18 protein-coding genes, 3 tRNA genes and 1 riboswitch are annotated in these 20,606 nt (G+C 63.6%); of the genes, 11 read left to right on the top strand and 10 right to left on the bottom strand.

The features are described from left to right. Positions 1-3: 3 nt before the first annotated feature. The 3 genes from pnuC to Q5Z11_RS08805 all read right to left on the bottom strand — a co-directional run bounded on the left by pnuC (position 4) and on the right by Q5Z11_RS08805 (position 4,116). Positions 4-600: a nicotinamide riboside transporter PnuC gene (gene pnuC / locus Q5Z11_RS08795; RefSeq protein ID WP_303749639.1), complete on the bottom strand. Its 597-nt coding sequence runs from the start codon at positions 598-600 to the stop codon at positions 4-6. Further along, positions 597-2,771, bottom strand: coding sequence for a TonB-dependent receptor (locus Q5Z11_RS08800; RefSeq protein ID WP_303749640.1), 2,175 nt, complete (start codon positions 2,769-2,771; stop codon positions 597-599). Before Q5Z11_RS08800 ends, pnuC begins: the two co-directional genes overlap by 4 nt. Before the next feature lie 69 nt (positions 2,772-2,840). Beyond that, a riboswitch (TPP riboswitch) is annotated at positions 2,841-2,936 on the bottom strand. A 43-nt stretch (positions 2,937-2,979) separates the two neighbouring features. Then, positions 2,980-4,116, bottom strand: a complete 1,137-nt coding sequence (locus tag Q5Z11_RS08805) for a phosphotransferase enzyme family protein (RefSeq protein ID WP_303749641.1) — start codon at positions 4,114-4,116, stop codon at positions 2,980-2,982. Between the two features lie 435 nt (positions 4,117-4,551). On the opposite strand from Q5Z11_RS08805, the gene Q5Z11_RS08810 reads away from it, so the two are divergent. After that, positions 4,552-4,627: transfer RNA gene (locus tag Q5Z11_RS08810), tRNA-Gly, on the top strand. Positions 4,628-4,699: 72 nt separating this feature from the next. Beyond that, positions 4,700-4,773: transfer RNA gene (locus Q5Z11_RS08815), tRNA-Cys, on the top strand. Positions 4,774-4,909: 136 nt separating this feature from the next. On the opposite strand, the gene Q5Z11_RS08820 is transcribed toward Q5Z11_RS08815, so the two are convergent. The 3 genes from Q5Z11_RS08820 to Q5Z11_RS08830 all read right to left on the bottom strand — a co-directional run bounded on the left by Q5Z11_RS08820 (position 4,910) and on the right by Q5Z11_RS08830 (position 7,769). Further along, entirely contained in the window at positions 4,910-6,298 is a 1,389-nt protein-coding gene (locus tag Q5Z11_RS08820; RefSeq protein WP_303749642.1) for a leucine-rich repeat-containing protein kinase family protein, read from the bottom strand. A gap of 110 nt (positions 6,299-6,408) precedes the next feature. Then, positions 6,409-7,488, bottom strand: coding sequence for a 4Fe-4S dicluster domain-containing protein (locus Q5Z11_RS08825; protein WP_303749643.1), 1,080 nt, complete (start codon positions 7,486-7,488; stop codon positions 6,409-6,411). After that, complete coding sequence (locus Q5Z11_RS08830) at positions 7,485-7,769, bottom strand: hypothetical protein (protein WP_303749644.1); 285 nt, start codon at positions 7,767-7,769, stop codon at positions 7,485-7,487. The genes Q5Z11_RS08825 and Q5Z11_RS08830 overlap by 4 nt, the downstream gene beginning before the upstream one ends. A 181-nt stretch (positions 7,770-7,950) precedes the next feature. Here Q5Z11_RS08830 and Q5Z11_RS08835 point away from each other — a divergent pair, with 181 nt between their 5' ends. The 6 genes from Q5Z11_RS08835 to Q5Z11_RS08860 all read left to right on the top strand — a co-directional run bounded on the left by Q5Z11_RS08835 (position 7,951) and on the right by Q5Z11_RS08860 (position 13,818). After that, positions 7,951-8,334, top strand: coding sequence for a group III truncated hemoglobin (locus Q5Z11_RS08835; protein WP_405051664.1), 384 nt, complete (start codon positions 7,951-7,953; stop codon positions 8,332-8,334). Between the two features lie 86 nt (positions 8,335-8,420). After that, on the top strand, positions 8,421-9,836 hold the full coding sequence (hemN, locus tag Q5Z11_RS08840) for an oxygen-independent coproporphyrinogen III oxidase (RefSeq protein WP_303749646.1): 1,416 nt from the start codon (positions 8,421-8,423) through the stop codon (positions 9,834-9,836). A gap of 81 nt (positions 9,837-9,917) precedes the next feature. Continuing rightward, a tRNA-Leu gene (locus Q5Z11_RS08845) sits at positions 9,918-10,001 on the top strand. Positions 10,002-10,150: 149 nt separating this feature from the next. Further along, positions 10,151-10,675, top strand: coding sequence for a hypothetical protein (locus Q5Z11_RS08850; protein WP_303749647.1), 525 nt, complete (start codon positions 10,151-10,153; stop codon positions 10,673-10,675). 199 nt (positions 10,676-10,874) lie between these two features. Next, positions 10,875-12,164 (top strand): nucleotide sugar dehydrogenase, encoded by a 1,290-nt coding sequence (locus Q5Z11_RS08855; protein ID WP_303749648.1) that lies wholly within the window; start codon positions 10,875-10,877, stop codon positions 12,162-12,164. Between the two features lie 31 nt (positions 12,165-12,195). Beyond that, complete coding sequence (locus tag Q5Z11_RS08860) at positions 12,196-13,818, top strand: FMN-binding glutamate synthase family protein (RefSeq protein WP_303749649.1); 1,623 nt, start codon at positions 12,196-12,198, stop codon at positions 13,816-13,818. A gap of 226 nt (positions 13,819-14,044) precedes the next feature. Here the strand turns inward: Q5Z11_RS08860 and Q5Z11_RS08865 are convergent, their stop codons facing one another. Both Q5Z11_RS08865 and Q5Z11_RS08870 read right to left on the bottom strand, forming a co-directional pair. After that, positions 14,045-15,274, bottom strand: a complete 1,230-nt coding sequence (locus tag Q5Z11_RS08865) for a TIGR03862 family flavoprotein (protein ID WP_303749650.1) — start codon at positions 15,272-15,274, stop codon at positions 14,045-14,047. Then, positions 15,258-15,689: an FKBP-type peptidyl-prolyl cis-trans isomerase gene (locus tag Q5Z11_RS08870; protein ID WP_303749651.1), complete on the bottom strand. Its 432-nt coding sequence runs from the start codon at positions 15,687-15,689 to the stop codon at positions 15,258-15,260. The genes Q5Z11_RS08865 and Q5Z11_RS08870 overlap by 17 nt, the downstream gene beginning before the upstream one ends. A 61-nt stretch (positions 15,690-15,750) precedes the next feature. Here Q5Z11_RS08870 and Q5Z11_RS08875 point away from each other — a divergent pair, with 61 nt between their 5' ends. From Q5Z11_RS08875 to Q5Z11_RS08885, 3 genes are all read left to right on the top strand, one after another. Further along, positions 15,751-16,116, top strand: a complete 366-nt coding sequence (locus Q5Z11_RS08875; protein ID WP_303749652.1) for a DUF6164 family protein — start codon at positions 15,751-15,753, stop codon at positions 16,114-16,116. A 341-nt stretch (positions 16,117-16,457) separates the two neighbouring features. Continuing rightward, positions 16,458-17,213, top strand: coding sequence for a sulfurtransferase (locus Q5Z11_RS08880; protein WP_303750002.1), 756 nt, complete (start codon positions 16,458-16,460; stop codon positions 17,211-17,213). A gap of 112 nt (positions 17,214-17,325) precedes the next feature. Further along, entirely contained in the window at positions 17,326-18,318 is a 993-nt protein-coding gene (locus Q5Z11_RS08885) for an LLM class flavin-dependent oxidoreductase (RefSeq protein ID WP_303749653.1), read from the top strand. A 110-nt stretch (positions 18,319-18,428) separates the two neighbouring features. Here Q5Z11_RS08885 and Q5Z11_RS08890 read toward each other — a convergent pair whose 3' ends face one another. Together Q5Z11_RS08890 and Q5Z11_RS08895 are read right to left on the bottom strand one after the other, a co-directional pair. Beyond that, positions 18,429-19,103, bottom strand: a complete 675-nt coding sequence (locus Q5Z11_RS08890) for an exopolysaccharide biosynthesis protein (RefSeq protein WP_405051665.1) — start codon at positions 19,101-19,103, stop codon at positions 18,429-18,431. Further along, positions 19,087-20,430, bottom strand: coding sequence for a hemolysin family protein (locus Q5Z11_RS08895; RefSeq protein WP_303749654.1), 1,344 nt, complete (start codon positions 20,428-20,430; stop codon positions 19,087-19,089). The genes Q5Z11_RS08890 and Q5Z11_RS08895 overlap by 17 nt, the downstream gene beginning before the upstream one ends. Positions 20,431-20,606 lie beyond the last annotated feature (176 nt).

Raw genomic sequence — 20,606 nt, forward strand, 5'->3', positions numbered from 1 at the left:
CGTTCAGCGCGCGCCGTGCGCAGCGGGTTCCACGGCCGGGGTGTGCGCCGCTGCAGTCCATGCACGCAGCCCGACTACGGCAAGGCCGAGGAAGAACACGTACAGCGCAGCAGTGACATGCAGTGACTTGAACAGATACGCGCCCACGTAGACCACGTCGACCACGATCCAAAGCCACCAGGTGGCGGTGTGACGGCGTGCCTGCCACCACTGTGCGACCAGGCTCAATCCGGTCAGCAGCGCGTCCAGCCACGGCAGCGATGCATCGGTGAAGCTGTGCATGCCTGCGCCGAGTGCGATGCCGCCAAGCAGGCCGATGCCCAGGTCACGCAGCATCTTGCTGCGTGACAAGGGCACGATGCGCACGCTGCCTTCGTCGGCGGCGTGGCGCCGCCAGTTGATCCAGCCATAGACCAGGAAAACGGCGAAGGCGAGCTGCAGCAGGGTGTCCGAATACAACTTGGCCTCGGCGAACACCAATGCATACAGTGCAACCGACAGCAGGCCGACCGGCCACGCAACCATTCGCCGCTGCGCCATCAACCAGACGCCGAGGATGCTGCATAGCGCGGCCGACCATTCGAGCGTTGCGCTGTTCACAGCGCGAAGCTCACCGACACGCGAGCCTGCCGCGGTGCGCCCGGGAACAGGTAGTAATCGCCCATGCTGCTGCCGGTATCACGCCAGTAGAAGCGGTTGAACACATTGTCCACTGACAGGTTCCAGCTTACGGCGTGACCTTGCAGCTGGTGCTTGAAACGCAGCCCGGCGTCGAACACGTTGTAGCTCGGTGCACGTACCGCACCATCAGCGCGCGCGGTATTGGCCGAGGCGTAACGCCAGCCACCGGTCAGGTCCAGCCCTTCAACGAAGGGCAGTGCATAGCTCAGGTGCACGCTGGTGCGCAGCTTGGGTACGTTGACCAGCTGATGGCCTTCGTAGTCCGGCGTGCCGGTGTCGCGCGCACGTGCCTGCAATACGCTGGCACTGGCGGTGACCTGCAGTGCATCGGTGAGCTGGCCGTTGGCAGTCAGTTCCAGGCCGATGTGGGCCTGCTTGCCTTCCTCGACAAAGGTGTAGCCGACATCGCTGTCGTCGGGCTTTGCGTACTGGTAGGGCTGGGTGGTGCGGAACAATGCTGCGCCCAGTGTCAGCTGCTCGCTGCTGGCGTACTTCACGCCGACTTCGAGCTGGCGCGACTGCACTGCCGGCAGGAAGGTATCGGCGTTGGCGGTCCAGAACGGTGCTTCCTGGCCGAGCGAGATGCCTTCGACATAGCTGGCGTAGGCATTGATGCTATCGCTGGCCTTCCACATCACCGCGGTCTGCGGCAGGAAGCGCGACAGGCGACTGCGACGTTGCGGGTTGCCGCGCTTGTCGTAGGCGCGTTCGTCCAGGCGCACGTAGCGGCCGCCGGCCAGCCATTGCCAGTCTTCATTGAGCTGGATGCGGTCCAGTGCGAAGACGGCGGTCTGGCGGCTGTCCAGGCGACGTACGGATGCGCCGGGCGTCAGTGGTGAGGGCTCGAATACTGGCAGCTGCTTGTCGTGGATGTTGACGGTGCCGACGTATTCGTTGACGTTGCGGCGCTTGTCCACGGTGCGACGGAACTGGTCGGCACCGATGATCAGTTGATGACCGATGCTGCCGGTGTTGAAGCTGCCGCGCAGTTCTGCGCGCAGCTCCTGGTTGCGACGGGTGTCGTCCGGGCTGCGGTAATCGTAGATGTCGTAATCGCCGTTGGGGGCGAAGTAATTGCCGGGCACGCTGCCATCTGCACACTCGGCGGCGTAGTAGCAGCCGTAGGCGAAGGCGACGTTGTCGTCGATCACCGTGCGGCTGTGGCTGACCGCCAGCCGTGACTGCCAGTTCGCATTGAAGTCGTAGGTATGCAATGCGGTGATGTTGGTGCTGGCAATGCCTACCGGCTGCTGCCACGGCTGGTAGCCGAGCAGCTGCTCGCGGTCCACGCCGGTGGGTAATTTGCTCGCGCCCAGCAGCTGATAGCCGGAGGCCGAGCGCTGCGCACTGGTCTGGTAGTTGGCATCCACTTCGAGCTTGCCGCGCTCGCCGATCAGCCAGTCGGTTGCAAGCGAGTAGAAGTTGCGGCGGCCATCGGCATGTTCGATGTAGGAACTGCTGTCGTCCCATGCTGCGTTGAAGCGCAGGCCGATGCGCGGGGTCAGCCAGTGGCCGACGTCAATGGCGGCATAGCGCGAGCCTTCGTTGTCGGTGCCGAGGGTGACGTTGCGCACTTCGGCCGGACGCTTGCCGACGTAGTTGATGATGCCGCCGGGCGCCATCACGCCGGCTGCCAGGCCAGCTTCGCCCTTCAGTACTTCCACCGATTGCAGGTTCTCCAGCGCCAGGCGCTGTTCGCCGGCAATCGACATGCCGTTGAAGCGGTAACCGGTGGCGGTATCCAGCGCGAAGCCGCGGATGGCCACGTTCTGGTAATAGCCGACCGGGGCGTAGGCGTCGCCCAGCGAGGCGTCATTGCTGGCCAGTTCGGACAGCGAGCGGACCTGCTGGTGGTCGAGGAAGTCGCGGTCCAGCACGTTCATCGATGCCGGCGTGCTTTTCCAGTCGCCACTGCCAAAGCTGTTGGCGCGGGAGTTGTCCGCATCCGGCTGGCGGGCCTGCACGCGCACGGCGGCCAGTTCGGTCGGGGAGTGTTCGGCAGCCGTATCGAGGCCGGTGTCGCTGGCGTACAGCGGCAGGGCGGTGCTCAGGGCGAGAGACAACAGCGTGGGGCGCAGGCAGCGGTTCATTCGATTCGTCTTCAGGCAACAAGGGAGACGAAGCGAAGGCGCGCAAGCGCAGCGCCAATGACGGCGCTAGGGCTGCTGCTCAAAGCTCCCTACGCCGGTGCAAACCGGATCAGGTTCCAAGGGACTCTCTCAGCCTGGCAAATCCAGGCACCCCCGCTTCAGGGCGCCATTTCACTACAAATGCGAACGATTTGCGAGTCGGGCCGCTTCAGGCGGCTGCGTGCAGGGCCTGCAGCAGGGCATGGCCGGGCGCGCTGGCGAACCATTCGGGGTGGCCAAGCATGAACGGCTGCCAAGCGACATCGGCATTGGCGGAAGAGCCGGTGACACCTTCGAAATACTCGACTTCGGACAGTGCAAAGTCGAAATGCACCATCGGCAGCAGGTCGGCCAGCAGGTGTACGCGCTCGGCCGACAAGGGCAGTACCTCGCGGTAACCGTCGAGCAAGGCCAATGCGATATCGATGCGTACCGCCTCGGCGCCGCGCTCCAGTTCCAGCCATGCGATGGCGTTGCGTTCGATGGCCGTCGCCAGATCGAACAGCGCGCTGGTAGGGGAGGCCAGGCCAAAATCGAGCACGGCGCTGACCTGCATCGCGTTCTCGCCATGCCCCCACAGCAGGTTGGAGACATGCCAATCGTTGTGCGCCCACAGCGGAGGTTCGGCCTGCAGGCGCGCGGACAGTCCGCTATGCCAGGGCAGGACTTTGCGCTGCAGTTGTTGCTCCCAGGGAATGCGGGCCAGATAGCGGGCAAGCCCGGGGCGGTTGTGCAGGTCGGCCTTGAGCGCGGCGATCGGGTCCTCGGCGCGGATCAGTTCATCGCGGGCGACCAGCAGATGGGTGCTGCGCTGGGGCGCGTGATAACCGGCCGAAGCGCGGTGCAGGGTGGCCAGCATGCGACCGGCAGCGCGCGCGCGTTCGACTTCGGTCAGCAGCGTCCACGACGGGGCGTCGCGGTACAGGTCCTGGCCTGCGGCCATCGCGTGCAGCTCGTAGGTCCAGTCGCCATGTTCGACGGCGGTTTCGCCCTGATGGTTGCGCAGGAGTTCGGCAACCGGAACCCCGGCTTTGGCGAGGTGGGTGATGAACCGGTGCTCTTCCTGCAGGCAGGCGGCTGTTCGAACCAGGCGATGATGCCGTTTGATGAAGACCTTGCCGTACGGGCCCGAGGCAATCGCGGCGGCCGACATCGGTCGCGGGCTATGCCAAAGCAGGGCGCTGCCGGCATCCAGCTGCGGGTAGTGATCACATAGCCAGGCCAGTTCAGCCGCATCGATGGCAGGCCAGTCAGCGGCCACTTCATCATTGTTGAGGCCTTGCACGCGGTGTGATTGCTGGGTCATCGGAACAGGCTGGAGCAGGTGATGCGGCGGAGGCGCGATGGTACGCCAGCCCCGCCCAAGCTGCAGGCAGCACACACATGTAGTGCCGAGCCATGCTCGGCAAGGGCTTTACCAGCGTAAAGCTCCCCTCACCCCAACCCCTCTCCCGCAAGCGGGAGAGGGGCTAAAACCGTAGTGCCGAGCCATGCTCGGCAGGGGCCTTACCAGCGTAACGCTGTCCTCTCCCCAAGCCCTCTCCCGCAAGCGGGAGAGGGGCTGAAACTGTAGTGCCGAGCCATGCTCGGCAAGGGGCCTTCCCGGTAACGCCCCAGCCGAGCATGGCTCGGCTCTACAGGGATTGCAGAGCCGACGCAGACAGCCATCCAGCCTATGTGAAAGGAATTGTTAAAAAGCGCTGGCGCGCCCCTGCCGAAGTCTGTATGATTCGCCCACACCGCGGGAATAGCTCAGTTGGTAGAGCGCAACCTTGCCAAGGTTGAGGTCGCGAGTTCGAGTCTCGTTTCCCGCTCCAAATCGGAAAGGGCCCCCGCAGCGGGGTCTTTTCATGTCGAGGCGGTGTAGTGCTTCGGCGGTGCAATGGTTTGGCCTGGTAGCAGAGTGGTTATGCAGCGGATTGCAAATCCGCGTACGCCGGTTCGATTCCGACCCAGGCCTCCAAGTAGTAAGCAGAAAGCCCTGAGAAATCAGGGCTTTTTTGTTTTGTGTGATTTCTCATAGGCCCGCGTATGTCGAGTGCGTGTGCGCGACTTCATACGCGCCGGGGAGGCGTGTAAGTGGCAGGCGTGGCCTGCTGTCAGTTTTCTGTACGTGCGCGGATCTCATCCTCGAGATGGGCGAAGGCGCGCCACTCGATTGTCTGCAGCCGCGTGCGATCTGCTTGTGGCAACGTGCCGCTTAACAGTGCTGCGCCAAAGTCGCTCAATACCGCTTCGCCGGTAGCCGGATTCCACAGGATGTTGTGGGCATACAGATCGCCATGCAGCACGCCCTGCGCATGCAGGTGGGTGAGTGCTGAGTGGATGCAGCCAAGCAGGCGTTCGGCAATGGCAGGCGTAAAGCGCGTGTCTGCTGCATAGACATCGCGTGTGCAGCTGGCAAGGCTGGGCGGGCCGGCCAGGTTGACGTAGATCGGCGGAAGCAGGGGCATTGCCACTGCCAAGCGACCTTCGGGGTGGCCTTCAACCACCGCCAGCGGTGCAAGCAGGTTCGGGTGGCCGCTGGCGGCCAGACCTGCTGCGAGCTCCGACTGCGGCGTGCCATCGCTGGTAAATGCCGCCTTGAATACTTTGACGGCGATCGCTTCGCCGCTGTGCTTGAGCGTGGCGCGATGAATGTGGCCGCTGGCGCCTTCACCCAGCAGCTCACCGATGTCGAGCTCGTCGTAGTGGATGGCATGGCGATGCGCATTCGCCAGCGCAGCATGTTCGGCTGCGGCGGTCAGCGGATTGCCGGCCAGCGCCGGCCACGCCACATTCGGCAGCGCGAGCAATGTTGTTGGAACTTTCTCCAAATGATTGCTGGCAACCCGCAGCAGTTCCAGCGTCTTGCAGTCGCTCAGGTCGGGCAGGGCAGTGAGCTGGTTGCAGGAAAGCATCAGCTTCTGCAGCCGTGGCCGCTGGCCAAGTGCTGCCGGCAGTTCGCGAAGCTGGTTGTCGGTGAGGATCAGCCAGCGCAGCCGTGCTGGCAAGCTGCGCTCGGAAACATTGGCGATCGCGCAGGCCTTGAAGCCGATCATCTCCAACTGCCCGCAGTCGCCAAGCGCGGCCGGTAACTGCGTAAATGGGTTGTTGGAGCAGAACAGGATGCGCAGCTTGTGCAGCCGAAGAAGGTCATCCGGTAGCGAGTTGAGTTGGTTGCCGGACAGATCCAGCACTTCCAATGTATCGGCCAGGGCGAACAGCGCCTGCGGGAATTCGGTCAGGCCCAGATTGACCAGGCGAACAGTCTGGGCGCCGTTGAGCGCGCCGTTTTCGAGATCTTCAAGGGTATGCATGCCGTGCGAGTGTACCGGCACCACCCGCGCACAAGGCACTTGTGGGAGCGGCGCAAGCCGCGAAGCCGGCAGTTCATCAGCACAAGGCTTTTGTAGGAGCGGCGTCAGCCGCGAAGCCGGTAGATCATCAGCACAAGGCTTTTGTAGGAGCGGCGTCAGCCGCGAAGCCGGTAGATCATCAGATGGCATGGACGCCAATGGCTCAAGCACTGTCAGCTTCGCGGCTGACACCGCTCCTACAGACAAGCCAGGCTTTCGTCTGGAGGCTCGTGCCAGCTGATCCCACAGGTTGCGTCCGGCTAGATGCTTGCAGCGGTGAATGCAGCCAGCACGACGCACAGCAGCGTGATGCCGGCGAACGCCAGCGGCTTGATCCGCAATCCAGATGGGGCGGCATCGCCATCACTGGCCGGGCGGGCGCGATGGATCAGGTCCAACGGGTAGTGGCTCGTGGCCATGGCATCGTCGCAGGCGTCCATGCAGTTGCCGCAAGCAATACAACTGATCGAGCTGCCGTTGCGGATATCCAGTCCGATCGGGCAGGCCGAGACGCAGGCGCCGCAGTCGATGCAGTCTCCCAGATGGACTGGGCTGAAGTTGGGCATGGCCCCGGCGATCGCTGGGTGGGCGGCGCGGAATACGTAGTCGGCGGCCGTGGTTGCGTCGAGCAGGCCGCGCGATCGATGCAGCACGCTGGCGTTGTCGCGATCACGGGGGCCGCGCGGCTCGCCGCGGGGCGCGTTGTATTGAATGCAGGGCGTGCGTGCATCGGCGATCAGGCCCTGTACGCGGCTATAGGGGCAGAGATAGCTGCAGACCTGTTCGTGCAGGTAGACCACGTTTGCCCAGGTAGCCAGGCCGTAGAAGCTGATCCAGAAGCATTCCCAGCCGCTGAGCGAGAACGTGAGTGCCCCGTGCACAAGTTTGTCGATAGGGCTGAAGTAGCCAACAAAGCTGATGCCGGTCCACAGCGCGATCAGCGCCCAGAGCGCATGCCGCAGCGGCGCTCCCAGCGGCTTTGCCGGGCAGCGGAAATCGGTGAGGCGGGTCAGCCTGCGGAACAGGCGGGTCAGTACCGTCTGCGGGCAGGCGTAAGTGCACCACAGGCGCCCATGCAGGCTGGTGACCAGACAGAGCAGGGCCAGCGCAGCGATCGCAAGCCATAACAGTGGTAGTGACTGCTCCGGTTGCATCGCGATGCCGGCGATCTGGAACTGGCGGGCATCGATGTCAAACAACAGCCACGGTGTGCCGCCCCAGTGCAGCCACGGCAGTCCGTAGAACGCGGCCAGCATTGCCGTGGTGGTGAGCTGGCGCAGGGTATCGCGCTTGCGGACGGTGCCAACGCTGGCTTCGCCGATGCTGCGCACGGGCCTCATTCGAAGGATTCCTCCTGTTCGCGTGCAGGGCGCATCAGCAGGGCGGTTACCGTGCAGGCGCACAAGGTACCGGCCCAGAACATGAAGAAGCCTAGCGAGTAGCCCAGCTCACGGCTGATGGCATGCTGCGGGAAGCTGATCTGCTGCAGCTCCAGCGGGTCGATGAACGCGAAGCAAGCCGCCGACATCACTGCCGCGGCAAAGAAACTGGGCCACACCACGGCGCCCAGGCGTTGGATCATCGGTAGCGAGAGGCTGCTGGAGTCGGCTGGAGCGGTCATTGAGGATTCCCGGGGACCTCGTTGCGAAGGAATAGAATCGAGCCCTGCAGCGCTGCGTTCCGGCAGTAGCTGATGACCCAGTGTGCGAGGCTAGGGGCTGAGCAGGCGGCCGTCTTTGATCCTGATCAAGCAGGCCATGGCTGGGCGTAGTAGGTTCTGGTTAGCTGACAGGAGGTGGGTTGTGCGGGCTGGGCCGGATGTATGCAGCGAGGAAGAGGTTGAGCAGCTGGTGCGGCGCTTCTATGCGCGGGTGCGCGAGGACGCGGTGCTGGGGCCGATATTCGAGGCGCGGGTGCACGATTGGGAGGTGCATCTGCAGCAGCTGGTGGATTTCTGGTCGGCCTTGCTGCGCGGGACCTCGCGCTTCAGTGGCGCACCGATGCCCAAGCACCTGGCTATTCCCGGGTTGGAATGGCCGATGTTCGAGCGCTGGCTGGCGCTGTTCGCGCAGACCACTGCCGAGCTGGGAAACCCCGCAATGCAGGCCTTGGCCGACGAGGCGGCCGGGCGGGTTGCCGGCTCCATCTGGCGTCGTTATCACGCGCCATCGTTCCCGATACTCTGAATGCTTCGCTAGCCGGCTCCATTCATGAATGGGCCGAATTGATCTAACTCAAGGCGAGCAGGCGGGCGCGCAGGCAAGCTGCGCGCATGAACACGCCGCTGCTGACGACCTCAAACGCCCTGGGCTGGACTTTCGATGCGGACCTGCTGCGCCGGCACGATCGGCCTGGCCCGCGTTATACGTCCTATCCGACCGCGCCGCATTTCCATGATGGTTACGGGCAGGCGCAGTTCTGTGCGGCGGTATCGCGCAGCAATGCGGCGGGCCGGCCGCTGTCGTTGTACGTGCATGTTCCGTATTGCAGCAGCCCGTGTTTCTACTGTGGCTGCAACCGCGTCATCAGTCGCGACCGCAGCAAGGGTGAGCATTACGTCGACCAGTTGCTGGTGGAAGCGGATTGGCTGGCGCCGCTGTTCGCACGCGAACGCGAAGTGGTGCAGTTGCACCTGGGCGGTGGTACGCCGAATTTCCTCGAGCCCGCGCAGCTGCGTCGACTGATTGCCGGGCTGCAGAAGCTGTTCAATTTCAGCCAGAGCAGCGCGCGTGATTTCTCGATCGAGCTGGACCCGCGCTCGGTCAGCGTGGACGACATCGCCGTGCTGGCGGAGCTGGGCTTCAATCGCGCGAGCCTCGGCATCCAGGACTTCGACTCGAAGGTGCAGCAGGCGATCAATCGCATGCAGGACGTGGACGAGACGATGGCCATCATCCAGGCCTGCCGCGACAACGGCATGCGTTCGGTCAACGTGGACCTGATCTATGGCCTGCCGCTGCAGACCCTTGCTGGTTTTGGCAGGACCTTGGACACGGTGATCAGTGCGCGCCCGGATCGTCTGGCGATCTATGGCTACGCGCACTTGCCGCATATGTTCAAGGCGCAGCGACAGATCCAGGACCGCGATCTGCCGGATCCCGAGCAGAAGCTGGCGCTGCTGGGGCTGGCGGTCGAACGGCTGTCGGCTGCCGGTTATCAGTACATCGGCATGGATCATTTCGCCTTGCCGGAGGAGGACCTGTCGCGCGCGCAGCGTGCCGGCAGCTTGCATCGCAATTTCATGGGCTACACCACCCATGCCGACAGCGACCTGCTGGGGCTGGGCGTCAGCGCGATCAGCCACATCGACAACAGCTACAGCCAGAACCCGCGCGATCTCAAGGACTGGGAGGCCAGGATTGCGGAGGGCGGCTTGCCGGTCTGGCGCGGACTGGAGCTGGACGGCGACGACATGCTGCGTGCGGAGCTGATCCAGCAGCTGATGTGCCATGGCAGCGTGGATGGCCGCGCGCTGGCGCGCCAGCATGACGTGGATTTCGATATCTACTTCGCCGAGGAGCTGATTGCCCTGCAACACCTGCAGGATGATGGCTTGGTCAGCTACAGCGATGGCGTGGTCGCCGCCACCGAGCAGGGGCGGCCCCTGCTGCGCCTGATCGCGATGTGCTTCGACCGCTACCTGAAGGCCGCACAGCAGCCTGCACGCTACTCGCGGGCCATCGGTTGACCGACCTTGCCGGCATAGTCCGGCACCATAGCCAATCTTCGTGATTCACAATTGGGCTTCAATCAGGCACGCTATTGCGATGCCCGGATGGCGAAACTGGTAGACGCATCGGACTTAAAATCCGCCGGCCGCGAGGCCATGCCGGTTCGATTCCGGCTCCGGGCACAATGACTTAGGCGACTTTTGTCGCTTTTTTCATTTCCGCAATTTCGCGGGGCGTTCCGCAATGCCCTGAAAACAGTGGACCGGTTGCTATTGCTTGCAAGCGCTGCGCTCCCGTTGGGTATTGGCAGATTGGGCGTGGGAGAACTGGTATGACAGTGATCGAGCGGGATGCAAGGTTGACCGAACTGAGGCGACTTGGCTTGTCCAAGGCGCTGATCCAGCTGGCAGCGGGGGAGTGCCTCCATCGGGTTTTCAAGGATGTCTGCCTTGGGCCGCCGCACTACGTTTACCACCGCGCCAAGGTACCTGCTGGGCCAGCTTTGGTTCCGCTTTGGGAGCGCGACATGATGGTTGCTGGCGTCTGGTTGAAGCCGGGCGGTGTTGAGTTCATTGAGTTCAGCGCCGAACTTCCTGAAGGCTTGCGTCGGCTGGCTGGCACCGAGCAGGGATTCTGGGCGACGCGCTTTGACCATCTCTACGAGTCTGATGTGTCCCAGGAAGACCTGCACGCTGCTGCCGATGAGGTTGGTTTCCGGTTTCTCGAACGCCTCCTTGTATCAAGGGAGGCTGCTGAGGATGGTTTGAACAGCTTTCTGGCACACCAAGCATGGCTACAGGATCTTGTCGCCGGGATCGATCAAGACGCGCTTGGGGCGGGCAAGGTTGAGGCCTGATATTCTTTCCTCGATCCGATTACATAGCGTTGCCCTGCAAGGCTTTCCAAAGATCAAACTGGTGCACTTTGCGGAACAGAAATCAGCCTGAAGCCCTTGCTGCATCTACGCTCTTTGTCGGATCGAAAATCCGCCGGCCGCAAGGCCATGCCGGTTCGATTCCGGCTCCGGGCACCAGTTCGCAACCTCAGGGGACGGCATGAGCGCCGAGATCACCGCCGCGGCAGCGCCGCAGATTGCCATCATCGGGCTGGGCTATGTCGGCCTGCCATTGGCAGTGGAGTTCGGCAAGACGCTCGATACCCTGGGTTACGACATCGACACTGCCCGTGTTGCCGAGCTGCAGGCCGGGCACGACCACACCTTGGAACTCGATGATGCCGAGCTCGCCGCTGGCGCGCTGGCGCGTTACACCGCGGACAAGGCCGAGCTGGCCTCGCGCAATGTCTTCATCGTCACCGTGCCGACGCCGATCGACGCGTACGAACAGCCGGATCTTGCGCCGCTGCGCAGTGCCAGTGCGCTGATCGCTGCGGTGCTCAAGCGTGGCGATCTGGTGATCTACGAATCCACCGTGTATCCGGGCACGACTGAAGAAGTCTGCGTGCCGTTGCTGGAGGAAGGTTCCGGGCTGCGTTTCAACCAGGATTTCTATTGCGGTTACAGTCCGGAGCGGATCAATCCGGGCGACCGTCAGCGACGCCTTCCAGATATCAAGAAGATCACCTCCGGCTCCACGCCGGAAGCGGCAGCGGTGGTGGATGCCTTGTATCGGCGCATCATCACTGCCGGCACCTGGCCGGCATCGTCGTTGCGCGTGGCCGAGGCGGCCAAGGTGGTGGAGAACATCCAGCGTGATGTGAACATTGCCTTGGTCAATGAGTTGGCGTTGATCTTCGACAAGCTTGGCATCGACACCTTGGACGTACTGGAAGCGGCAGGCACCAAGTGGAATTTCCTGCCGTTCCGGCCCGGCATGGTAGGTGGGCACTGCATTGGTGTTGATCCCTATTACCTGCTGCACAAGTCCGAGAGCGTTGGTTATCACCCGGACCTGATTCACACCGCACGACAGGTCAACAACCGCGTCGTGGCGCATGTGGTCACCCGCGTGCGTGGCCTGCTGGAAGACCGGAACAAGCCGCTGCAGAACGCGCGCGTGCTGGTGCTGGGCGTGACCTTCAAGGAGGATTGCCCGGACCTGCGCAATAGCCGTGGTCTGGATCTGGTGCAGATGCTCGCCGCTGCCGGCGCGCAGGTGGATGCCTTCGATCCCTGGGCCGATCCGCGCAATGCGCACGATATGGGCGGTGTAGAGCTTGTGAAGGCGCCGCAGCAAGGCACTTACGATGCGGTCGTACTGGCCGTGGCGCACCAGCAGTTCCGTGCCTTCGACGAAGCGCAGATCCGTGCCCTGGGTGTGCCGGACATGGTGGTCTACGACGTGAAATCGGCGTGGCCGAGGCAAGTGGTGGACGACCGGTTGTAGAATCCGCCATCCGTGTTGTTCGAGGACGGTAATGCATCGTTATCTGGTTTATGTGCTGGCACTGATCCTGCTGCCAATATCACTGGCACTGGCTAGCCACTGGCCCGCTTGGTACTGGGGCGTTGGCCTGTTCGGACTGATGGCCTTGCTCGGCACCTGGGATGTGTTGCAGCGCCGCAGCGTGTTGCGGCGCAATTACCCGGTGCTGGCGCACTTCCGTTACGGCTTTGAGTCCATCGGACCGGAAATCCGCCAGTATTTCGTGCAAAGCGACCTTGAGGACGTGCCGTTCTCGCGCCAGCAACGCCAGCTGATCTACCAGCGTTCGCGCAATGAAATGGATGTGGTGCCGTTCGGCACGTTGCGCAGTGCGTACGCGGTGGACTACGAATGGATCAACCATTCCTTGGCACCGACCAGCATTGCCCACCATGATTTCCGCGTCGTTATCGGGCCTGATCGCGCCAAGCCGTACTCGGCCAGTGTGTTCAATATCTCGGCGATGAGCTTTGGTTCCTTGTCGGCCAATGCGATCCGCGCGCTGAACAAGGGCGCGAAGCTGGGCGGTTTCTGCCATGACACCGGTGAAGGTTCGATCTCGCCGTATCACCGTGAAAACGGTGGTGATCTGGTCTGGGAAATCGGTTCGGGTTACTTCGGTTGCCGCGATGAGAACGGACGTTTCAGCGAGGAACGCTTTGTCGAGAATGCGAGTTCCGATCAGGTCAAGATGATCGAGATCAAGCTGTCGCAGGGTGCAAAGCCTGGCCACGGTGGTGTATTGCCGGCCGCGAAGGTCAGTGCTGAGATCTCCGCGACGCGTGGTGTGCCGATGGGCGTCGACTGCGTGTCGCCGTCCAAGCATTCGGCGTTCTCTACGCCGATTGAACTGCTGCAGTTCGTTGAGCGATTGCGTGAGCTGTCCGGTGGCAAGCCGGTTGGTTTCAAGCTGGCAATCGGCCATCCCTGGGAATGGTTCGGCATCGCCAAGGCGATGCAGGAAATCGGGGTGCTGCCTGACTACATCGTGGTCGACGGTGCTGAGGGCGGCACTGGCGCCGCACCTGCCGAGTTCATCGATCACGTTGGCGTGCCGATGAATGAAGCGCTGATCCTGGTGCACAACACCCTGGTTGGGCTTGGCCTGCGCGATCGTATTCGCCTGGGTGCGGCCGGCAAGGTGACCACTGCGTTCGATATTGCCCGCACCATCGCCTTGGGCGCGGATTGGTGCAATGCCGGACGCGGCTACATGTTCGCGCTGGGCTGCATCCAGTCGCTGAGCTGCCATAACGACAAATGCCCGACCGGTATCGCCACCCAGGACCCGAGCCGCTGGCGCCATCTGGAGCCGGAGGACAAGGGCCAGCGCGTGTTCAATTACCACCAGAACACTTTGCGCGCGCTGCGCGACCTGTTGGGTGCTGCGGGTTTGCACGATCCTTCCGAGCTGGGGCCGGAGCACATCCTGCGCCGCGTATCGCCGGTTGAAATTCGTTCGCTGGCCAGCTTGTACCGTTATCTGGCGCCGGGCGAGCTGCTGAAGCAGGTGCCCGAGCACACGGTCTTCCGCGAGTACTGGGCCGAGGCACGCAGTGATTCCTTTACCCCGCCTTCGCGTGTGGCGGCGTTGCGTACAAGCAAAATGTGCTGATCAATCGGCAAGCGGCATTACAGCGGCCGGTGATTGTAGGAGCGGCGTAAGCCGCGAAGCCCGCAGCGGTGAAGCTGCGGGTTTTTCTGCAATCGGATTGATCTTTGGTTTCGCGGTTTACGCAGGCCCTGCAAGGGGCGGTGCTATCGGTGAAGCTTCTGCCGACCATGGGTCGGCACTACAGGGTGGGGCTATCGGTGAGGCTTCTGCCGACCATGGGTCGGCACTACAGCCAGCGGATTACGCCTTCTGCTGCGCGTTGGCCGCTGGCGTAGCAGGCGGTCAACAGGTAGCCGCCGGTGGGGGCTTCCCAGTCCAGCATTTCGCCAGCGCAGAACACGCCTGGCTGGGCGGTGAGCATCAGTCCGTCATCCATCGCTTCCAGGCGCACGCCACCGGCTGTGCTGATGGTTTCGGCCATCGGGCGTGGCCGCAGCAACTGCAAGGGCAGGCGCTTGAGCGTGCGTGCGACGGCTTCTAGGTCATTGCCAGCATCCTTGCCCAGTACTTCAAACAGCAGCCCGGCCTTGGCTGCATCCACGCCGGTGGCGCGTCGCAGGTGCTCGCCGAAGCTGCGACCCTTGCGTGAGCGGCCCAGATCGGCGAGCAGGCGTGCTTCATCGCGGCCGGGCACCAGATCCAGCTCCAATGTCACCGCGCCAGCGCGATTGAGGGTTTCGCGCAGGTCGGCGGCAAGTGCATAGATCAGGCTGCCTTCAATGCCGTATTCGCTGATCACGCATTCGCCTTGCAGCGACTGTGCGTGTCCCTGCAAGTCCGTCCAGTGCGCGATCACGGGTTTGATCGGCGCGCCGGCATGACGGTCGCGGAAGTGCGTAGTCCAATCGATGTCGAAGCCGCAGTTGGCCGATTGCAGGGGCGCCGTATCCACGCCGCGCTCCTGCAAGACCGGCATCCAGCTGCCATCGGAACCCAGCTCCGGCCAGCTGCCGCCGCCCAGTGCGAGCACGGTGGCATCGGCCTTGATGCTGATCTCGCCGTCGGCGGTTGCCATGCGCAGGCTGCCGTCCGGGTTCCAGCCCAGCCAGCGGTGCTGCACATGGAAGCGCACGCCTTGTTCCTTCAAACGGCGCACCCAGCCGCGAAGCAGCGGTGCGGCCTTGCGGTCAACCGGGAACACACGGCCGGAACTGCCGACATAGGTTTCCACGCCAAAACCCTGCGCCCAGCGGCGCAGGGCATCGGCATCGAAGCCGTCCAGCCAGCTTGCGACTTCGGCCTGGCGTTCGCGGTAGCGGCTGTCGAACAGCGGGCGCAGATCCGAGTGGGTGAGGTTGAGCCCACCCTTGCCCGCGATCAGGAATTTGCGCCCGGGCGAGCCCTTGGCTTCGTACAGGTTGACCGCCACGCCTGCCGCGCGAAGGCGCTCGGCGGCAAACAGGCCGGCCGGGCCACCGCCAATCACGGCAACGGTTTTATCAGCGAGGTTTGACATCAAGCAGTTCTACATCGAAGACCAATGAGGAGCCGGCCGGAATCGGGCCGACGCCGCGGTTGCCATAGCCGTACTCGGCCGGAATCATCAGGGTGCGCTTGCCGCCGACCTTCATGCCTACGACGCCTTCATCCCAGCCGCGGATGACCTGCTTTTCGCCAAGGTTGAAGCTGAACGATTCGCCGCGATCCACCGAGCTGTCGAACTTCTCGCCATGCTTGTCAGGCTTGCGCTCGTCGTAGATCCAGCCGGTGTAATGCACGCTGACCTTGCTGCCTGCGACCGCTTCGGCGCCGGCGCCGGGCACGGTGTCGATCTGCTCGAATTTGGCGATGGTGCCGCCCGGCGGTGGGCCTGGCGGGGTGCAGCCGGCGGCCAACAGGGACAGCAGCAGCGGGATGAACAGACGGCGCATGGCGCGCTCCGTTGGAAAGGGGCGTGCAGGGTAGCGCATCGCCGCCGGGTATCATTGCGGCATGGCCAAACTGCTGCTCAATCTACGTAATGTCGGCGACGACGAAAGTGCCGAGGTCGGCGAACTGCTAGACCGCAATGGCATCGCCTGGTACCGCACCGAGCCCAGCCCCTGGGGCATCTCCAATGGCGGCATCTGGCTGCGCGAGAACGATGATCTGCCGCGCGCGAAAGACTTGATGGCGAACTATCAGGCTGAACGCGGGCAGCGGGTGCGTGAAGAGCGGGAGGCGGCGCTGCGTGATGGCAGCGCGGAGACATTCGGTTCGATGTTGCGGAGCCGGCCGTTGTTCGTGGTGGCGGTGCTGCTGGGCATGGTGGTTGTTTCGGCCTTGGTGTTGCTGCCGTATTTTCTGCTGCGGGGGTGAGGGCTCTCAGCTCCCTTCCTTGCTTCGTAGGAGGAGGGGAGGGCTGGGGAGGGATTGGCTTTGGGGCCTTTCAGACGCTGCCAGCTTCGCGGCTTGCGCCGCTCCTACAAACGCCGTTCATGTGTCGGCGGAAGCTTCACCTGTAGTGCCGACCCATGGTCGGCTGAGGCTTGACCGGGAACGCCCCTGCCGAGCATGGCTCGGCACTACACCCCCTCCCTCTGCCGTAGGCAAGGGGAGGGCTGGGGAGGGGTTGGCTTTTGGGTCTTCCAGGCATTGCCAGCTTCGCCGCTTACGCAGCTCCCACAACGGCCGTGGGGCCGGTCGTTTAAACTATGCGCATGATCGTCAATACCGCTGCCTATCTTTTCGTTCCGCTGGCTGATGCCGAAGCCTTGACCGCCACCTTGCATGAACGCGCAAAGGCGCTGGAGCTGCGCGGCACCATCCTGATCGCGGAGGAGGGCATCAACCTGTTCCTCGCCGGCAGCAGCGAAGGCATTGATGGCTTCTACAGCCAGCTCAAGACCGATGCGCGCTTCGCCGACATGCGCATCAAGTACAGCCACAGCCAGATGCAGCCGTTCGCGAAGCTGAAGGCCAAGTTCAAGCCGGAAATCATCAGCTTCCGCCGCGATGACGGCCAGCCGCTGGATTACCCGCGTGCACCCAGCGTGGCACCCGCGACTGTGCAGCGCTGGCTGCGGCAGGGCCACGATGACGACGGCAAGCGGGTGGTGATGCTGGATACGCGCAACTGGCAGGAATTTGCGCATGGCACCTTCCAGGGCGCGTTGACCCTGCCGATCGCCAAGTTCACCGATCTGCCGGCCGCACTGGAGCCGCACCGCGAGTCGCTGGCCGATGCCACCGTGGTCAGTTTCTGCACAGGCGGCATCCGCTGTGAGAAGGCCGCGCTGTGGATGCAGAACGATGGCATGCACAACGTGCTGCAGCTGGAAGGCGGCATCCTCGGCTACTTCGAGGAAGTTGGCGGCGAAGGCTATGACGGCCGCTGCTTCGTGTTTGATGAGCGCGTGGCGCTGGATGCACAGCTGCAGCCGCTGGTGGACCGGCAGGACGAAGTACAGGCCTGAAGCTCGCAGCCGCAGAGCGTGGGAAACAGTGTCCCGGTGGCAGCCGCGGTGACTGCATGGAGAATGCGAGGACAAACCCCATGTCCTCTGCATCGTCCATGGAGACCGCCGAATGATCCCACTTTCCATTCTTGACCTGGCCCCGGTCTGTGAGGGTTCAAGCCCGCAGCAGGCCTTCGCCAACATGCTGGAACTGGCCCAGCACGCTGACCGCTGGGGCTATCACCGCTACTGGCTGGCCGAGCACCACAACATGCCCGGCATCGCCAGCGCCGCGACCTCGGTGCTGATCGGACATGTGGCCGGTGGTACCTCGCGTATCCGCGTGGGCTCGGGTGGAGTGATGCTGCCCAACCATTCGCCGCTGCAGGTGGCCGAGCAGTTCGGCACGCTGGCCTCGTTGTATCCGGACCGCATCGATCTGGGCCTTGGCCGCGCACCCGGCACTGATCAGCCGACCGCGCGCGCCTTGCGCCGCTATTTCGACAGCGCCGACCAGTTCCCGCAGGACGTTACCGAGCTGTTGCATTACTTCGCGCCGGTACAGCCCGGACAGACGGTACAGGCCGTGCCCGGTGGCGGCATCCCGGTGCCGGTGTGGTTGCTGGGGTCGAGCCTGTTCAGTGCGCGCCTGTCGGCAGCGATGGGCCTGCCGTTCGCGTTTGCCTCGCACTTCGCTCCCGATTCCATGGATGAGGCGTTGGCGCTGTATCGCCGCGACTTCCGTCCTTCCGAGCACTTGCAGGCGCCTTACGCGATCCTGGCGTTGAACGTGGTTGCCAGTGATTCGGAGGCCGAATCGAAGCGCTTGTTCACCAGCCAGCAGCAGGCGTTCGTCAATCTGCGGCGTGGCACGCCCGGGCGGATTCCGGCGCCGGTCGATGACATCGAGGCGTTCTGGGCACCGCATGAGAAGGCCGGTGTTGAGCGTGCCCTGGCCTGCAGCATCGTTGGCGATGCGACGCAGGTGGCGGAAGGCTTGCTGGCCTTCGTCGAGCGCCATCGTCCTGATGAAATGATGCTGGCTGCCAACATCTACGACCCTGCAGCGCGCCTGCGTTCGTTCGATCTGGCGATGCAGGCCTGGCAGCGGGTGGCTGTGTAAGCCGTTTGCTCCCTCCCTTTGGCGTAGCCAAGGGGAGGGCTGGGGAGGGGGCTTTTTGCTGGTAAAGCCTCTGCCGAGCATGGCTCGGCACTACCGTGGACCGTGGGGCGTCAGCTGGTCAGGCGCTCGAACAGTGCGATGCTCTCGCTGATCAGCTGGCCGGAGCCGAAGCCGAAGAACAGGCCCGCGGCAATCGCTGCCAGCCAGTTGAACAGCATCAAGGCGCCATCGCGCTCGATCAGTGCCAGTGCGAACAACAGCAGCTGGAAGCCGAACAGGTAGTTGGTGAACGGAATCGGCAGCGACAGCAGCAGGCCGACCAGCAACAAAAGCACACCGGTGAGCATGCGCGCAGGCAGCGGCACGATCAGCACCGCCAATCGTGGCTTCAGCATCCGGTCCAGCCGCTGCAAGGGCCGGCTGATCTTGCTGAGGAACTTGTGCACGGTGCTGCGCTTGGGCCCGCGTCGGGCGATGAAGCCCGGCAGCCAGGGGCGCGACATGCCGAACAGCAGCTGGCTGCCGATCAGGAACACCAAGGGGCTGCTGACCGCGCCGCCGATGCCCGGGATCGGGATGAAGGCAGGCAGGATGGCGATGAACAGGAATACGCCAAACGCACTCTGTTCCAAGCCTCGCAGGACCTTGCCCAAGGGCAGGTGTTCATCCGGATCGCCGCGTTCAAACATCGCCAGCAAGGTGCGGATGCCTTCATTCCGGTAGCCACCGCTCGCAGTCCTGGTGGCGTCCGGCGCGCTGCCGTCCGGGTCAACCGGTGGTGTCATCAGCGTCATCTTCCGGCAGCCTGCGCAACAGCAGCTTGTCGATACGGGCGCCGTCCAGGTCGACGATCTCGATGCGCCAGCCGGCCCAGTCGAAGTACTCGCCGGCATGCGGGATGCGGCCGAAATAGTGCATGCACATGCCGGCCAGCGTGTAGTAGTCGCCTTCCTCGGCGTCCGGCAGCTCCGCGCCGTTCATCAGTTCCTGCAGGTCATCCACCGGCAGCGAACCGTCAACCAGCAAGGAGCCGTCTTCGCGGGTGACTACCAGTGCATCGTCATCGGTGTTCTCGGTGGCCTGCAGGCGGCCGACCACGGCGCCCATCAGGTCGGAGATGGTCACCAGGCCCTGGATCTCGCCGTACTCGTCGACCACCAGCGCCATCGACTGGTGCTCTTCGCGGAAGATCTCCAGCAGCTTCATCGCATGGGTGGACTCGGAGACATACAGCGTCTCGCGCAGGTTCTCGAACAGGTTGTGGCTGCCGCCGCTGAGGCGGGTGACCAGGCTCTTGACCTCGAGAATGCCGGCGATGTCCTGGTCGTTGCCGCGATACACCGGGTAGCGCGAGAACGAATGGTCACGCATGGCGTGCAGGTTCTTTTCCGGGTCGGCGTTGGTGTCCAGCCAGGCGATGCGGTTGCGCGGTGTCATCAGGCTGTCGGCGGTGCGGTCGCCCAGGCGCATGACGCGATTCATCATGTCGCGCTCGTGGCTGTCGATCACGCCTTGCTCGTGGCTTTCGGCCACCAGCATGCGGATCTCTTCTTCACTGACCGAGGCCGACTCGGTCTTGCCCAGGCCCAGCAGGCGCAGCACCAGCCGGGTGGAGTGTGAGAGCAACCAGACGCCGGGGGCGGCGATACGGGCCAGCCAGCTCATTGGCACCGCGACAATGCCGGCGATGTCTTCGGAACGGGTCAGCGCGACGCGCTTAGGCACCAGTTCGCCGAAGATCAGCGTCAGATAGGTGATCAACGCAACGGCCAGCGTCTTGCCGATGAACTCCGACCAGGGCTGGGTGGCGCCAAACAGCGAGAAGTTCGCCGACAGCGCGGGGAAGATGGCCTGCAGGTGCTGGGCAATGGCGCCACCGATGGCGTCACCGCCATAAACACCGGTCAGGATGCCGATCAGGGTGATGCCGATCTGCACCGTGGACAGGAAGTTCTCGGGCTTCTCGGACAGGGCCAGGGCGCGTGCGGCACGCTTGCTCGAGCTGGCCAACTGCTTGAGGCGGCTCTTGCGCGAGGTCATGACCGACATCTCGGACATGGCAAAGAAGCCGTTGAGCAGAATCAAGGCCAATACGATGAAAAATTCAAACACGGGTCTCTCCCCGGGTTGGTGACAGGGAGGGCGGGTGTTTGCAGTGGCGGCGGCCGCTCAGGGGCGGGATCCGGCGCTGTGGCGGGGGATAAGGGTCGTCGTCCATAGGGTGCGCCGCGAGGGCGCTGGGCGATATTAGCAAACCGCCGGGGCTCTGGTACGGCCGGCTGTTCACA

Source organism: Stenotrophomonas sp. 610A2 (genome assembly GCF_030549615.1).
Classification (GTDB): Bacteria; Pseudomonadota; Gammaproteobacteria; order Xanthomonadales; family Xanthomonadaceae; genus Stenotrophomonas; species Stenotrophomonas pigmentata.

Excerpts from the sequence above, each read along its gene's own strand:
- Q5Z11_RS08800 (WP_303749640.1), bottom strand. The coding sequence starts at position 2,771 with ATGAACCGCTGCCTGCGCCCCACGCTGTTGTCTCTCGCCCTGAGCACC.
- Q5Z11_RS08805 (WP_303749641.1), bottom strand. The coding sequence starts at position 4,116 with ATGACCCAGCAATCACACCGCGTGCAAGGCCTCAACAATGATGAAGTG.
- Q5Z11_RS08820 (WP_303749642.1), bottom strand. The coding sequence starts at position 6,298 with ATGCCATCTGATGATCTACCGGCTTCGCGGCTGACGCCGCTCCTACAA.
- Q5Z11_RS08825 (WP_303749643.1), bottom strand. The coding sequence starts at position 7,488 with ATGAGGCCCGTGCGCAGCATCGGCGAAGCCAGCGTTGGCACCGTCCGC.
- Q5Z11_RS08830 (WP_303749644.1), bottom strand. The coding sequence starts at position 7,769 with ATGACCGCTCCAGCCGACTCCAGCAGCCTCTCGCTACCGATGATCCAA.
- hemN (WP_303749646.1), top strand. The coding sequence starts at position 8,421 with ATGAACACGCCGCTGCTGACGACCTCAAACGCCCTGGGCTGGACTTTC.
- Q5Z11_RS08850 (WP_303749647.1), top strand. The coding sequence starts at position 10,151 with ATGACAGTGATCGAGCGGGATGCAAGGTTGACCGAACTGAGGCGACTT.
- Q5Z11_RS08855 (WP_303749648.1), top strand. The coding sequence starts at position 10,875 with ATGAGCGCCGAGATCACCGCCGCGGCAGCGCCGCAGATTGCCATCATC.
- Q5Z11_RS08860 (WP_303749649.1), top strand. The coding sequence starts at position 12,196 with ATGCATCGTTATCTGGTTTATGTGCTGGCACTGATCCTGCTGCCAATA.
- Q5Z11_RS08865 (WP_303749650.1), bottom strand. The coding sequence starts at position 15,274 with ATGTCAAACCTCGCTGATAAAACCGTTGCCGTGATTGGCGGTGGCCCG.
- Q5Z11_RS08870 (WP_303749651.1), bottom strand. The coding sequence starts at position 15,689 with ATGCGCCGTCTGTTCATCCCGCTGCTGCTGTCCCTGTTGGCCGCCGGC.
- Q5Z11_RS08875 (WP_303749652.1), top strand. The coding sequence starts at position 15,751 with ATGGCCAAACTGCTGCTCAATCTACGTAATGTCGGCGACGACGAAAGT.
- Q5Z11_RS08880 (WP_303750002.1), top strand. The coding sequence starts at position 16,458 with ATGATCGTCAATACCGCTGCCTATCTTTTCGTTCCGCTGGCTGATGCC.
- Q5Z11_RS08885 (WP_303749653.1), top strand. The coding sequence starts at position 17,326 with ATGATCCCACTTTCCATTCTTGACCTGGCCCCGGTCTGTGAGGGTTCA.
- Q5Z11_RS08890 (WP_405051665.1), bottom strand. The coding sequence starts at position 19,103 with ATGACACCACCGGTTGACCCGGACGGCAGCGCGCCGGACGCCACCAGG.